The organism is Mycobacterium sp. NGS59, from assembly GCF_059812345.1.
Genome location: NZ_JCALCN010000034.1, coordinates 25,126 through 38,290, shown reverse-complemented (window position 1 = coordinate 38,290; position 13,165 = coordinate 25,126). Strand labels below are relative to the sequence as shown.

The window sequence follows — 13,165 nt, the reverse complement described above, 5'->3', positions numbered from 1 at the left end:
GCCGAACACCACCTCGCCACCACCAGCGCAACCAGCACCACCCGTGACCAAGCCGTCGAATTACTACGCCAACGCACCCAGATCGTCGACCGCCTACGCGACATCGCCGAGGCCGCCGCCCACATCGACAACCTCACCACCCCAGCCCGCCACATCGACCGCGGCTACGGCATCGACCTCTGACCACAGCAGCGACGCGTTCGAGCTCCGCCAGCACCTGCACGGCAATTGCACGCCCCCGCAGGCACGTCCAAGTCGCGCGCGTGCACTGTCGTCGGGCGCACGGTCCTAAGGGCCACCACGATATCCCGGCGCACATCTACGAACCGCTGAGCACCCACACCACTCCGGGAACCAACTCCCGTCCCGCGCTGATCGTCTACTTTCACAGCGGCGGTTTCGTCCTGCGCGACTCCGTGTCACGCGATGCCGATTGCCGCCGCCTGGCCAACGGCGTCGGCGCGGTCGTCATGGTGAGTCTGTCAAGTTTGATCGGACCCGGGAGGACACGTTGGGTTGGCCCCATCTTGGCGTGCGTTGGGCAACGTGCGGAAGGTGTTTTTTCGAGCGACGATGACGAGCGTCGGTGCGCTACTTGGGAACCGTTGGTGCTCCGTCTATCCAGCGGTGGTAGGTGTCTAGGTCCACGTTGCTGCCGCACACGATGGTGACGACGTGTCGGCCGGCGAACCTATAGGGGTCTTCGATGATGGCGGCGATGCCGAGGGCGGCCGACGGTTCGACGATCAGGCCGGCGTGGTCGTGGAGCATTTTCATGCCAGCGATGATTGACGTCTCGTGTACCAGGATGGCGTCGTCGGCGACGACGAGTAGGTCGTCGAGGACGGCTGGAATGGGATGTCGCCCGGCGACGCCGTCAGCGATGGTGTTGGTGGAGTCGGTGGTGATGACGCGGCGTTCGTGCCAGGAGTAGGTCATGGCCGGTGCGCCGTGCGGTTGGATGCAGATTACGTCGACTTCGGGTCTTATCGACTTCATCACGTGGCCGACTCCGGTGGCGAGTGCCCCGCCTCCCAGAGCGATTAGGGCGGCGTCGAAGTGGGTCGTGGCCCCGGCGAGTTCGAGGCCGATTGTCGCTGCGCCCTCGCAGGTTTCGATGTCCTGGCTGTCTTCGACCAGTCGAATACGCTGCTGTCGCGCGATGTCGGCTGCTCGCTCGCGCGCCATCTCGATGTCGCCGTCGACCAGCTCTAACCTGGCATCCAGTGCGCGGATGCGGGCGAGTTTGGCTGCTGGCGCAAACCGGGATGCCACCACGGTGACCTCGAGATCCCGGATTCGACCGGACCAGGCGAGGGCTTGGCCAAGGTTGCCCGCGCTCGCGCACACCAGGGCTCGCGAACCGTTGTCGGCTAGGAGGCTGGCGACCACCTCGGCGCCGCGGGCTTTGAAGCTTCGAACCGGGTTCGCCGTCTCGAGCTTGATACTCACTTTGCAGCCGAGGCTGCTCTCCAGGGCCTCGCATCGGTACAACGGCGTGTCGAGGAAAATCGGGTTGATCATGCCCCGAGCGGCCTGGACTCGTGCTGTGTCGAGGCGCGTTGATCCCACGACAACAGCGTATCGCCGCACCGTCAGAGACCAGCCCCGCTGGCATGGACCCGGGTACTGCTGAACCCAGGGTGGTTGAATCGGTCCGTGATCGTTGAGGATTGGTCAACGCTGGCGGGGCTGCATGAGATTCGGCGTGCTCGTAGTGGTCGGATCGACGGCTGGGCGGTGCCGGTGGCTTATGCGGTTGGGTTCCGGTGCGGGCACGAGTGGGTATTCCCATATGTGAACCGGCCGGGTGGGACTCACGGGTTGCCGGCGGTGATCTTGGCCGAGGTGGTGGGCTATTCCTGCGGGACGCGCGAAATTCCAATTTCGGCAGCATATTTGGCGCGGGCGATTGTTGAACTGCAGCCCGCTGAGGCGGCGACCGATGTCGATCACCCCAATCTAGCTGCCTGGCGCTCCATCGCTGCCGCCGATCCGGGCGAGATAGCTGCGGTCTTCATTGGCTCCCTTGATGATCCGATCGCGGGCCCGGCGGATGAAGCGCTACGCGCATTGATGGCCGCCGCACGGCCGCGGAGTGAGGATTGATTCTCCGGTGCGGTGAGCCCAGACCCCTCATTTCGCGGCGGTGTGTGCTGCTTTGGTGTGGGCCAGTCGGTAGGATTGGGTGCCGGTCTCGATGATGTTGCCGCCAAAGGTAAGTCGGTCCACGATTGCTGCGCACAGGCGCGGGTCGGTGAACGTTTTTGTCCAACCGGAGAACGACTCGTTTGACGCGATCGCCACTGAATTTTTCTCTTCGCGCTCGGTCAATACCTGGAACAACAGCTCCGCGCCGCGACGGTCTAGTTCCATATACCCCAATTCGTCCACGCAGATGAGATCGACTCTGCCGTAACGGGCGATCGTTTTCGCCAGGACCTTCTCGTCGGCGGCTTCGACGAGTTCGTTGACCAGCTTTGTCGCCAGGGTGTACTTCACCCGGAATCCAGCTTCAGCAGCCGCGGTGCCCAACGCGATCAGCAGGTGGCTTTTACCGGTGCCGGAGTCCCCGATCAAACACAAGGGCTGCCCGGCACGTACCCATGCGCTGGTGGCCAGGGTGTGGATGGTGGCCGGGTTGATGTTCGGGTTGGCCTCGAAATCGAAGTCTCCCAGCCACTTCTCCCGCGGAAACCCTGCGGCTTTGACCCGGCGGACCGAGCGGCGTCGGGCCCGGTCGTCGCACTCGGCCAACAACAACTCCGCCAAGAATCCCTGATAGGTGAGTTGTTCTTTCTCCGCGGTGGCCACCATGTCGGCGAACAACCCCCGCACCGACGGGAGCCGTAGTTGCCGACATGCTTGATCGACCGCAGCATCTGCGGCCTGGGCGCTCAATCCTCGACGTCGTCGTACCGGTGCGCCCATCAGCCGACCCCTCCGGTCACAGGCAGCGGGAATTGCGCAGTTCTGGCGGCGCGTCGGGTCAACAGATCGTCGTAGCCTGCCAGCGAGGGCACTGCTCGGGTGTCAGGCGGCAGCCCGGCGATCACCGCAGCCGGATCGGTGAGCCGCCGCTCGGTCAGGCTGATCACCCGCCGCTGCTGCTCAACGGGGGACGTGTCCGCTAGGGCTGCACCGACTGCGGCGCCGCCGCCGTGGTGGTGGGCGGCAAGGCGAGCTTCCACTGCCACCACATCAGCATTGGTGGACCCGACGTTGAGAGCGGCGCTCAACCCGGCAGTGACATCGGCGTGACGCATGTGCCGGTGCAGCAACAGCACGTCAATCAGTGCCCGGGTGCCCGCAGCATCACCGTGCGCTTTGCGGGCAGCAGCCCAAAACGCCTCATGGGCGCTGGTGAAGGTGCCGGCCGCCCGCGCCTGCACCAAGGCGGTAGCCCCCGGCAAAGCGCCGGGTTTGATCTTCAACACCTCCAAGTAGTGGTCCAGGTCAAGGACCTGAGCTCCTTTACGGATCGAGCGCTCGTGATGCGCGATCGGGGTGCTGCCATCGGAGACGAACAACTCGTTCGAGCGCAGCCGCACCCGCACTCGCCGGCCGATAAAGCGTGCCGGCACCGAATACTGACTGCTGCGCACCATGATTCGCCCATGCCGGTCGACTCGCGGTGCCAGGGTCAGCCCCGGTTCGAATCGCTCGGCAGGCAGCGCGCGCAGCAGTGGTTGCTCGGTGGCGAAGTCTTCACCGACGGTGCGGATGCGGTGACCGATCCGGCGGTCGTCATCGTCGCGGTCGGCTTGAGCCAGCCGCTCGTTGAGCTGTGCCAGCGACGCCACCTTGGGGACCGGGACGAGGTGGTTGCGTCGAAACCGTCCGCCCTCGCCTTCCACACCGCCCTTCTCATGCGCTCCGGCTAGGCCGGGGATGCAGTAGAACGCCTCGAAGCCTTGGTGTGATCGAAACAAGACCCAACGCTGGTTTTCGATCCGGTCGCGATCACCGAACAACACCCGACTCACCGCGGACTTCAAGTTGTCATACCGGATGTGGCCGGTCGGGATGCCGGCGAACTCGTCGAACGCCGCTAAATGGCCTTCCAGAAACGCTTCCTGGGACTGGGTCGCATACACCCGGTGCACAGCCTTGCCCGACATCGACAGCCGCATCGTGAACAGAAAGCATTTCGTGCGGCCCTCAGGCAAATCGACATACAGTTCAGCGAAATCGACCTCAGCCTCACGACCCGGCTCGTGGGTCTGCGGCACGAACGCCTCGATCAGCTGATCGCCTGTCTCCGCAGCGATTTCGGGCCGCCGCTTGGCCACATAATCCCGCAACGTCGAATAGGACACCAGGTCTGCGGCGTCATGCTCGTCGATCAACCGGGCCAAAATCCGCCGAGCAGTGTGCCGCTGCTTACGCGGGGCATCGCGATCAGTCCGCAGCATGTCATCAATCGCCCCGACGAAGGGGTCGATCTTGCGGGCCCGCCACCGCCGCGGCGCCGGTCGCGGTGGCTGCGCCGAGATCAACGCCTGCCGAATAGTTCGGCGATGCACCCGATGCCGCTTGGCCAGCGCCCGCACCGACAATCCATCCACCCGGGAACCCCCCACTCTGGCTCCTGTCATCGTCTCCTTACGGCGACGATGAAGTGGGGCCACTCAAACCTGACACAACCTGCCCGGCGAGTCGCGGTGGAGCCACTCAAACCTGACATTCCGCGACAAACGGGGGCCAGCCAAACCTGTCACACTCATCATGGCCGTCGACTACCGCCTGGCCCCCCAGAACCGCTTTCCCGCCGCGCTGGAGGACGCCTGGACGGCAACCCGCTGGGCTGCTGACATCGCCGAACAGATCGGCTGCGATCCGCACCGGGTGGCGGTAGCCGGAGAAGGTGCGGGCGCCAACCTGGCCATCGGTGTGTGCCTGCTGGCCCGCGACCGCAACGGACCGCCCATCGCCTTCCAGCTTCTGATTTGTCCCGTCGTCGGCGGCAGTGTGCTCAGCTCGGCGAGAAGCGGTGAGGCCAGCGGATTGAGCCGCGGCACACCTCGTCCTGGCCCACGCCGACCCGCAGCGCGCAGCCGGTGAACAGTTCGCCCGCCAGCTACGCGCCGCCGGCGTGCCTACCACCGCACGCTGCTGCCCCGGCATGTTCCACGGCTTCTACAACCTGGCCGACCAACTCGACACCGCCGCGCGCGCCAACACCGATGTCCACACCATCCTGCGCGACGCCCTCAACAACCCAAACCCGTTGACCCGCACAGCGTTACGCTGACCCCCGATAGCGAGGCAAGACAAGGCCGCTCTCGGTTGACACAATGTTGCACACGCACAAACCCCCGTAGCCGAGGAGGATTACATGCCCAAAGGTGATATCACCACCTACAACGAAGACGGGGTGTGGAAGTCGAAAGTGGAAGGCAGCCGCCGCGCCGCACACACCGGCGGCACCAAAGCCGAACAGACCGCGATAGGCCGAAAAATGGCGCAGGACCGCAAGGTCGAGCACACCATCCGCAACCTGGACGGAACAATCCGCCAGAAGAACTCCTACGGCAACGACCCCAACCCGCCGCGCGGCTGACGCGGGCACGCAGCGTTGCTGGAACCGCGCCCTCCCCGGCCGGCCGACTCCGCTGCGCCGGCTGACTGGTTGAGCGCCCGAGTCGATCTGTGGGGCCCGCACTGGGTCACCAACGTCGTAGGCTCCGGATTACACCTGAGCCCCCGCGCGCTCGGCGCACTGTGCGCGGTTCTGGCCCGCCACGCCGCCACCGCGCAGCACTGTTTTTCCGCCGTCTGGCAAGGATGCGGGACCCTGCACGCCGGCCCCGGAGTGACACTGACCGCCTACCTGCCCGTCAACGGCGTGGTGCCGGACCTGTCACCACCACCGCCCGCGCCGGCGCACTGGCAACTGGACCTGACCGGTCCCACCTTCACCCTGCCCGGCCGCGACCGCTACCACCTGTTCCAAGGTGCTGTCGAACAGGCCGTCCACATCGGCCGCTGGGACAACACGACGTCCTTCGCCGCCCAGTCACCGCATTTCATGTGGCCGGCCGATCACACCTGGTGTGTGGCCACCGAGATCGACGACGACTCCACGATCATCGGCGGCACCGCGGCGTTGATCTCCGAGCTGTGCGCCTCCGCAGCGATCGAGGTCCTGCCGATCGCTCCCGATGCGCCCTTCGACGACATCCTCAACCCCTGACGACTCGACTCACCCGTCGATGGCCGCAACACCCACGCTCATCGTCACCATGCCGTGCAGGACGACGTAGAGCAACCACAGAGCTATCACCGTGGCGGCGATCAACCCGCTGAGCCAGGGGAACCTGCGTGCGTCGTTCATCGTAATCCTTTGCCTCGTAGTACACATCGGTCGGAAAACACCATCGGGTGCCTTCCCGCGCGGTTACCGGCGCTGCGTCTCGACCCGCTGGATCGAGGCGGGTGCATGGGCCGGCGTGCGATCCTCACCGCAGCGGTGAGGTCTGGCTCACCGGTGGCCACGTCGGACGGCGAGCACTGCACCGCCGCGCGGTGCACATCGTGGATGCTGATGGCGCGCTGCGATCCGTCGCGGTACCAGCTACAGCACCACGGCGCACCGCCGTGGGTTGGGCAGCCCTGTCGGTACCGCGCTGCGGCTGCCAGCAACGACGATGGCGCGCTAGCGGCCAGCGCTAATGCGGCACTGCGGTGCGTGTCGTCGCGCCACGCTGCGCCGACATGTTCGCCGCAATCACTGAGGACAAACGCTAAATCGTCAATCTCGCTATCACTCAACGTGTTACGCGGATTACGGGTGGGGGGCCGGTCAGCGTCGCTGACCTCGACGACCACCGCCGGGCGGCCATCGAACCCTTCCGGGGTGAACCTCAGTCTGCGGTTGCCGACGGAGTTCAACGTCTGGCCGCGCGGGTAGATGAGTGCTCCGGCTGGTTGTTCGGTGTCCAGCAGCCACCGCAGTCCGATCAGCAGCAGCGGCAGATGCGCCGTGGCCTCCGCAGGTGGGCTGGTGTGCGGGCGGGTCATGGTTGCCGTCGGTAGGCCGCAGTGAATACCTCGGGCTTGCAGGGCCAGGCCGCCCCGCCGGAGAGCTGCACGACGTAGTCGCCGAGGTCGGCGCGCACATCACCGATCGGCGTCGGGATCAGAAGATAGCCCGGTTCGTCGGCGCCGGTGGCCGGGTTGACCCCAGCCGGAAAGCAGCACCGGTCAGCAAGTCCCAGCCATTCGACGATGGTCGCTGCCGACGCCGAGGTCAATTGGAGCGCTTGGGCTTCGACGGTCGCGATATACCTGTCAGGCTTGATGGTCTCTGCCTCGACGAGTGGGCCCGGGCCGGCACCGGCGTCAGCGGTTGTCTCTGTTTTATCGTTCACGACATCCCTCCGTGTTGATCGAAATCCCTGCCGCGACAACACAGCTACGCGCACCGGCTGGCCCGCAGACCTGCCCCGCGGGCATTGGCCATGTCGTCAGTTCGTTCTCACCAGCGCCGATGCAGCTGAAAATCAGCGTCAATACCACAACCACCAGGGCGTCGACTGCGACGATCCACATGGCCTCTCCCGCAACAGCAGTAGATGTGGCCGGCTTACGCTCATCTGCCCAGACGTGGGTGCTCATCGACTTGCTCTGCTCGTGGCTGAGCGTTGTGTGTCAGCTCCCAGTGGGCCAGCCGGCCTGGCTGGTCGTGAACGCGGCGTACTGCGCCGTGGCGTTGCAGGATCAGTAGTGCCCGGTAGACCTCTTCGGCAACTACCGGCCGCACCCGGTCGCCGGCTCTTTGGCTCAGCGCGCTACGCGCCGCGCTGGTCGTCATCGGCTCGTGCGTGCCGGCGAGGACCTCGATCAGTTCTGCGCGCAGCTGTGCCGCGTTCATCGTTCTCCTGCTTTTTTTGCGCGCCGGTGGCGCGCGACTACCCATTCCCACGGTGTTTGTGGTTTGACCTGTGGTGCAACGCTTTTGAGTAGGGTGTCTATGGCGTGGTCGTAGCGGCGCACAAATTCGGGCCAGTCGGGTAGTTCGGTGGCGATGCCGGCGGTGCCGCGGTGCAGCAGCCGTGCGTGGCCGACGTTTTGAGGGAGCAGCCTGCGGTAGTCCAGACTCGGGCCTAGGTGCGAGGACAGTGTTTTGGCGCCGCTGGCCTGATCGAAGGATTCTTGGCGGCGGGTGGTTTCGCGGGACCATTGTTCGGCGCGTTGCAGCATCTCCATTTCATCAGCGCCGTACATGATCAGGGCTGCGGGGAACGTGGCGCGCAGCTCCCGGGCATAGGCGCTGCCGTAGACGGTGTCGAACTGACACGAGGCCTGCACCGAGAGCAGTAGGTTGACTCCGAGGCCGCGGCCTTCCGAGACGTGTCGGCGCAGTGCGGGCATGGGGGCGACGTTGGCGGCCTCGTCGACGGTGATCAGTAGCCGGTGCAGCATTTCTTTGCGGGTAGTTTTGCCGCGCCAGCGGCGCACAAGGTGCTCGAGCAAGGTGACGGCGGCGCCGGCGATCGCGCCTTCAGCGGGGGCGAGGATGAACAGCGTGGCATCAGGCTGGTCGAGGAATGTTTCGTCGAACGAGGGATCGGTGCTGCCGCGCAGTGCCAGGCGCATCCACGGTGTGACCGCTTTGCGCATGGTCAGCGCGATGCTGTCGCGCATGCGGGCATCCATGGCCAGGGTGCGCGTCAGCCCGTTGCGAAGCAACGGGAGGTTCTCGACTTGGCGTGCGGCGGCGTGCCAGCCCGGCGTGTCGGGCTTCTTGTCGTCTTTTTCCATGTTGTCGGTGGCTAGCAGCACCCAGCCGATGCCTTTGCCGTTGCCGCACGGTGAGGCCGCGTACAGCATCGCGGCTAGGGGGGCTTCGGTGTTGTTCTCCCAGAGCCCGGCGTCGGAGACCTGATCGATGCCCGAGCCGGTCCCGACTGCGGCCATCTGCATCATCGTGTTGCCGACCGTCACGGCTTCATCGGGTGTGGTGATCAGCGCGGTCGGGTCAAACGAGCGAACCTGCACGTCAGCGGGGTAGGCCGCGGAGTAGTCCGGGCGTAGGTCGATGACTTGCTTTGGTCCCCAACGGCGTTGACAGACCAGCCACATCAGGTCGTCTTTGGAGGACACGCAGACCGCCGGCCCGCCCCACAGGACGGCGGCCGGGGCCAGCACGGCGCGGGTTTTTCCGGTCTCGGTGGGCGCGGACACCAGCACGTGCGCCGCGCCGGCGGCTAACGACAGTTTGTCTTCTCGGCGGTGAAAGCCGCAGTACGGGGACGGCGAGCGGAGCGACATCAGGGTCTCCTTCTAGGTGGGCTGGGGTCACCTGGTGGGTCATCTTCACCGGTGGGGAAGATCCCGGGCCCGGTCATGTCGTCGGGTCCGGTGAACCCGAAATCGATCTCCTCGGCTTCCTCGGCCGGGCTCATCGGCCACCAGTCCCGGGCCCCGTCGACAGCCAGCCAGCCTTCGGCGATGCCGTAGAGGCCGGCGATGAGCAGCGCGGCCGGGATCTGGGCGGCCAGCCACGGCGCCAGCACCGCCGAGGACAACGAATCCCCCGGCTCGTAGATCAGCGGCATCGGGGCACCGATGAGCGCCGCGGCCCACAGCAACGCCGCCACCGGGTAGGACCGCAGCTCACCGGGGATTAGCTGCACAATGGCTTTCGATAACGCTTTACCGACCGGCCATCCGATCGGTGCCAATACCGCGCCGGTCATCAAAATAGCCCAATCCAGCATTGCGTACGGTGTTTTCACCGGCCGCATATACCACGGATGAATAACGTCATCATCGGCCGTATCGACACGGGCGCCGGTACGTTGTGTATCGCGGTCCCTAATTTGGCGCGCCAACAATTCGGCGCGCCTTTTCTGGAATATAAATGTCCGTTGGTTACGGGCGATCCACTTGCGGCGGATCTCGTCGAACCTGTCAGCGGGGACGGTCATCGGGGCCGCCCTCCGCGGTGGGTACAGGTTCAGTGTAAAAGGCGCTCAGCCTTAACGCGACATCGTCGAGGAACTTTTTCAACTCCATCGCATACCGCCCCACCAGGTAGCGTTCGCTGTCGGCGAGCGCCGCCTCCATGCCAGCAGAACACGAGTTGACCAGGTCTGATATCCGCACCGCGGGGCTGGCGCCGGCCATGATGGCTTCCGCGGAGCCTTCTTGCCAGCCCAGGGCGAAGTCCAGTTGCGCCAACGTCCGCGGCGCGAACAGGCCCTCGCGCAGCCGCGCTTTGCGCAGCGTCGAGGGGGCTGGGCCGCCGGCGGCAGCCAGGTCCTGGCGGGTCCATCGCAGCTGTGCCAGACGGTCCTCCAGAAAGAACATCAACCGCTCGATCCCGTCGGCAGGTATCGCTTTCACAGAAAAGACCGTAACAACCCGACAAAGTATTTCGCTACAACTGTCGAATATGAGTTAGTCCATCCCTTAGGCTGAGCCAAGAAGAAAGGGATACGGCCGATGGTGCACAATGTTCTCAGGGGTGTCGGTTCCGCCACGATGTGCGGGTGGCGTCCGGTGCTTCGCGTCCTGCGCATCGCCTCACGACAGTTTGCTGTGATAACAACGATCGCCACGGCGTGCGCCGCGACGATGCCGATCGGGCACCGGCGATGAGCGCGCCCACCACCGACGACGATGTCCACTTCGTGGACCGCTCCCTTGACTTCCTCAGTGATCTTGAGGTTGACGACTCCGGAGTCGGTGTCCTGGCGCACCCCGACGATCCCGGTGCCCTCGACCCGCCCGACATCGACGACGCCGGACCCGCCGACGACCCCGGCGACCAGACTCCTACCGGCTTTACAGAATCTGCGGCGCCGAGCGGTTCATCGCCCGCCGGTACCGGCGCAACCACCCACAACGACCACGTCGATGATCCGCCGCAGGAAAACGATTCCAGCGCAGTCGATCTGGCCCCCGTCGATCTGGATTCACCCAAGCCCGACAACGACATCGACGCTGACAGCGACCCCAACATAAGGGACACCGACGCAGACGCGGCGCCCGACGCGCTCGTCACCCCCGAGGCGCGCGCGGCGCAACCCACCGGCGACGACCTCGCGGTGAGCGATACCAAAGACACCGCGGCGCCGGCTGCGGCGCGCTACAACAAGAAGATCGCCGCCGGCTTCGTCGGGGCGACCGCGGCCGCGGCCCTGGTCGCCAGCGGAGCGCTGATGGCCATGCGCACCGAGCCGCACGTCGCCCAGACCGGTCAGGCCGGCGGGCCCAGCATCCACCTCAGTGTCGTTGCCGCCCCCACCACCACCGCCGGGGCCGGCGAGCATGACTCGACGATCCCTTTCACGGCGACCTCGGTGGGCTGCCTTCCCGGCTCGACGGCCGCCCAGGCCGCGGCCAGCCCTGACCCCACTCAGGCCTGGGTGTGCGTGACCGGCGGCAACGCCGGTGAATTCGTCGTGCTCAACCTCGGGCGCAGCATGCTCATCACCGCCGTCTCGCTGACGCCGGGCTGGGTCGGCACCGACAGTTCCGGGGTTGACCAGTGGCACCAACACCGCGTCGCCACCCGTGTGCAATGGAGCTTCAACGACAGCCCACCCACCGCGATCTCTCAGGACACCGGCAGTGTGCACGGCGAAGCCACCAAAGCCCTGCCCGAGCGCGGTGTGCTGGCCTCCCGCGTCATCCTGCTCATCCAGGAAACTGGCCGCGCCCCCGCCGACGCCGCCGCCACCACCAGCCCCGCACCCGGTTCCGGCGGGCTGTTCGGCGACGTCCTCGGCCCGGCCGCTACCGAGCCGCCACCGGCGGGCAGTCCCGCGGTGCTACCCGGGCTCACCGGCGAGCCCGCCCGCACCGACCCCGCCGACAACTCCTTTGCCATCTCCTCGATCAAGATCTTCGGTCACCCACCCCAATAGGAAGGCGCACCGCCATGCTGACCAATACTTGGCGCCACCGACTCGAGGCCAGCGGCACCGGCCTGCGCCGCGCCGTGGCTGCCGTGGGCTTGAGCGCCTGCAGCGTCGTGGCCCTCTCCACCATCTGGGGCTGGATCACCGACGACCCGATCGACGTCGACGGGCCCGCCCGCAGCGCGGTCAACCGCACCGCCCTGGTCGGCTCCTACGCCCAGGACTGCGTGACCCGCTGGCTCACCGCCACCGCCGCCCGCCAGCAGTCCCTGCACGACTGCTGGTCACTGCACGAACCGCTGCGCCTGCCCACCACCCCGGCCGTCCTCGTCAGCTCCCCCGCGGTCTCGGCGGTCACCCTGGTCAGCGATAACGACACCACCCAGCAATGGAGCGTGGTCATCACCGTGGCCGAACGGCCCTTTGAAGCCGCCACCCCCCACACCACCTACTACCGACTGCCCGTCCTCTACACCCGCTACGGAGTGCGGGCCAGCGCACTTCCCGCCCGCATCAACGGCCCCGGTGTCGGCGCGGATGCACCCCTGGGCTACCCCAGCGCCCTGGCTGCCACCTCACCGGCCTTCGCCACCGTCAGCGGCTTCGTTAGCAGCTTCCTGACCGCTGCGCCGGGGCTGGAACGCTACGTCACCCCCGACTCCGGACTCCTGGCCGCCGCGGACTACCGCTCGGCCCAAGTCACCAAACTCGTTGCCAACCACTCCGCACCCGAAGACACCGCGCCCGCCGACGGCACCACGCTGCATGTGCTGGCCACCGTCAGCGCCGTCACCGCCCAATTCGCCCCCGTGCAACTCGACTACCCGATCGCGCTGAAAGTCACCTCCGGCCGCTGGAGCGTCACCAGCCTGGACTACGCACCGCTACTGGCCGCGGGCGCCGAACTGACCCCCGTCATCCCCGCCGCGGCCGCAGCGCCGCGCTAACATGCGACACCCAATTCCCCACCCACGAAAGGAAATTCACAATGTTTCTCGCTACCACCACCCCGACCCTGCTGGCTGCCACCGACCTGGTCTCTGGCAGCCACTCGCTCTACACCATCGGTGTCGGCGTCCTGGTCATCTTGATCCTGCTCGCCGGGGGCACCCGCGCCGCCGGCGCCTTCTTCGGCGGACGCATCGGCGAAACCGTCGCCTGGGCCCTGGTCGCCGTTGTGGTGGCCGTCGTCGTGGGCTCGGGCTACGCCATCTACACCTCGGCCAAACGCACCACCGACCGCACCGGCATCACCACCGGCCAATTCGGCCAATAACACCCCATCGCGCGCA

General features: G+C 66.3%; 19 protein-coding genes. 9 read left to right on the top strand and 10 right to left on the bottom strand.

From position 1 onward, the window contains the following. Positions 1 to 183: hypothetical protein (locus AC5Y46_RS24115; protein WP_499993511.1), on the top strand; the 183-nt coding region annotated here is incomplete at its 5' end. A 408-nt stretch (positions 184 to 591) separates the two neighbouring features. On the opposite strand, the gene AC5Y46_RS24110 is transcribed toward AC5Y46_RS24115, so the two are convergent. After that, the gene (locus AC5Y46_RS24110) at positions 592 to 1,572 is read right to left on the bottom strand and encodes a threonine ammonia-lyase (RefSeq protein ID WP_238306311.1); all 981 of its coding nucleotides are present in this window, start codon (positions 1,570 to 1,572) and stop codon (positions 592 to 594) included. Positions 1,573 to 1,833: 261 nt separating this feature from the next. On the opposite strand from AC5Y46_RS24110, the gene AC5Y46_RS24105 reads away from it, so the two are divergent. Then, complete coding sequence (locus AC5Y46_RS24105) at positions 1,834 to 2,109, top strand: hypothetical protein (protein ID WP_499993509.1); 276 nt, start codon at positions 1,834 to 1,836, stop codon at positions 2,107 to 2,109. Between the two features lie 27 nt (positions 2,110 to 2,136). Here the strand turns inward: AC5Y46_RS24105 and istB are convergent, their stop codons facing one another. Next, a complete protein-coding gene (gene istB, locus AC5Y46_RS24100; protein ID WP_065135065.1) occupies positions 2,137 to 2,931 on the bottom strand; it encodes an IS21-like element helper ATPase IstB in 795 nt (264 codons plus the stop codon). Further along, positions 2,931 to 4,598: an IS21 family transposase gene (istA, locus tag AC5Y46_RS24095; RefSeq protein WP_499993507.1), complete on the bottom strand. Its 1,668-nt coding sequence runs from the start codon at positions 4,596 to 4,598 to the stop codon at positions 2,931 to 2,933. Before istA ends, istB begins: the two co-directional genes overlap by 1 nt. Before the next feature lie 130 nt (positions 4,599 to 4,728). On the opposite strand from istA, the gene AC5Y46_RS24090 reads away from it, so the two are divergent. The 4 genes from AC5Y46_RS24090 to AC5Y46_RS24075 all read left to right on the top strand — a co-directional run bounded on the left by AC5Y46_RS24090 (position 4,729) and on the right by AC5Y46_RS24075 (position 6,196). Beyond that, a complete protein-coding gene (locus AC5Y46_RS24090) occupies positions 4,729 to 5,064 on the top strand; it encodes an alpha/beta hydrolase fold domain-containing protein (protein WP_499993505.1) in 336 nt (111 codons plus the stop codon). Between the two features lie 31 nt (positions 5,065 to 5,095). Continuing rightward, positions 5,096 to 5,254 carry a hypothetical protein gene (locus AC5Y46_RS24085; protein WP_230493334.1) on the top strand — a complete coding sequence of 53 codons (159 nt, stop codon included), beginning with the start codon at positions 5,096 to 5,098 and terminating at the stop codon, positions 5,252 to 5,254. 84 nt (positions 5,255 to 5,338) lie between these two features. Further along, a complete protein-coding gene (locus AC5Y46_RS24080; protein ID WP_042910090.1) occupies positions 5,339 to 5,563 on the top strand; it encodes a DUF2188 domain-containing protein in 225 nt (74 codons plus the stop codon). A gap of 69 nt (positions 5,564 to 5,632) precedes the next feature. Continuing rightward, positions 5,633 to 6,196, top strand: coding sequence for a hypothetical protein (locus AC5Y46_RS24075; protein ID WP_051445787.1), 564 nt, complete (start codon positions 5,633 to 5,635; stop codon positions 6,194 to 6,196). 9 nt (positions 6,197 to 6,205) lie between these two features. Here the strand turns inward: AC5Y46_RS24075 and AC5Y46_RS24070 are convergent, their stop codons facing one another. From AC5Y46_RS24070 to AC5Y46_RS24040, 7 genes are all read right to left on the bottom strand, one after another. Further along, positions 6,206 to 6,337, bottom strand: a complete 132-nt coding sequence (locus AC5Y46_RS24070) for a hypothetical protein (RefSeq protein WP_254902492.1) — start codon at positions 6,335 to 6,337, stop codon at positions 6,206 to 6,208. Next, entirely contained in the window at positions 6,334 to 7,023 is a 690-nt protein-coding gene (locus tag AC5Y46_RS24065) for a hypothetical protein (RefSeq protein ID WP_068033421.1), read from the bottom strand. Before AC5Y46_RS24065 ends, AC5Y46_RS24070 begins: the two co-directional genes overlap by 4 nt. After that, on the bottom strand, positions 7,020 to 7,373 hold the full coding sequence (locus tag AC5Y46_RS24060; RefSeq protein WP_042910087.1) for a hypothetical protein: 354 nt from the start codon (positions 7,371 to 7,373) through the stop codon (positions 7,020 to 7,022). Before AC5Y46_RS24060 ends, AC5Y46_RS24065 begins: the two co-directional genes overlap by 4 nt. Before the next feature lie 221 nt (positions 7,374 to 7,594). After that, positions 7,595 to 7,876 carry a hypothetical protein gene (locus tag AC5Y46_RS24055; RefSeq protein ID WP_131811336.1) on the bottom strand — a complete coding sequence of 94 codons (282 nt, stop codon included), beginning with the start codon at positions 7,874 to 7,876 and terminating at the stop codon, positions 7,595 to 7,597. After that, entirely contained in the window at positions 7,873 to 9,276 is a 1,404-nt protein-coding gene (locus tag AC5Y46_RS24050; RefSeq protein ID WP_054586032.1) for a type IV secretory system conjugative DNA transfer family protein, read from the bottom strand. The genes AC5Y46_RS24055 and AC5Y46_RS24050 overlap by 4 nt, the downstream gene beginning before the upstream one ends. Beyond that, positions 9,276 to 9,704, bottom strand: coding sequence for a hypothetical protein (locus AC5Y46_RS24045; RefSeq protein WP_499993499.1), 429 nt, complete (start codon positions 9,702 to 9,704; stop codon positions 9,276 to 9,278). Before AC5Y46_RS24045 ends, AC5Y46_RS24050 begins: the two co-directional genes overlap by 1 nt. A 214-nt stretch (positions 9,705 to 9,918) precedes the next feature. After that, on the bottom strand, positions 9,919 to 10,353 hold the full coding sequence (locus AC5Y46_RS24040; RefSeq protein WP_499993498.1) for a hypothetical protein: 435 nt from the start codon (positions 10,351 to 10,353) through the stop codon (positions 9,919 to 9,921). Between the two features lie 218 nt (positions 10,354 to 10,571). Here AC5Y46_RS24040 and AC5Y46_RS24035 point away from each other — a divergent pair, with 218 nt between their 5' ends. Genes AC5Y46_RS24035 through AC5Y46_RS24025 form a run of 3 tightly spaced genes read left to right on the top strand, consistent with a single transcriptional unit; the run spans position 10,572 to position 13,149 of the window. Continuing rightward, entirely contained in the window at positions 10,572 to 11,879 is a 1,308-nt protein-coding gene (locus tag AC5Y46_RS24035; protein WP_499993495.1) for a hypothetical protein, read from the top strand. A gap of 14 nt (positions 11,880 to 11,893) precedes the next feature. After that, the gene (locus tag AC5Y46_RS24030; protein WP_499993491.1) at positions 11,894 to 12,820 is read left to right on the top strand and encodes a conjugal transfer protein; all 927 of its coding nucleotides are present in this window, start codon (positions 11,894 to 11,896) and stop codon (positions 12,818 to 12,820) included. Positions 12,821 to 12,861: 41 nt separating this feature from the next. Next, a complete protein-coding gene (locus tag AC5Y46_RS24025) occupies positions 12,862 to 13,149 on the top strand; it encodes a hypothetical protein (RefSeq protein ID WP_054585968.1) in 288 nt (95 codons plus the stop codon). The last annotated feature ends 16 nt before the right edge of the window (positions 13,150 to 13,165 follow it).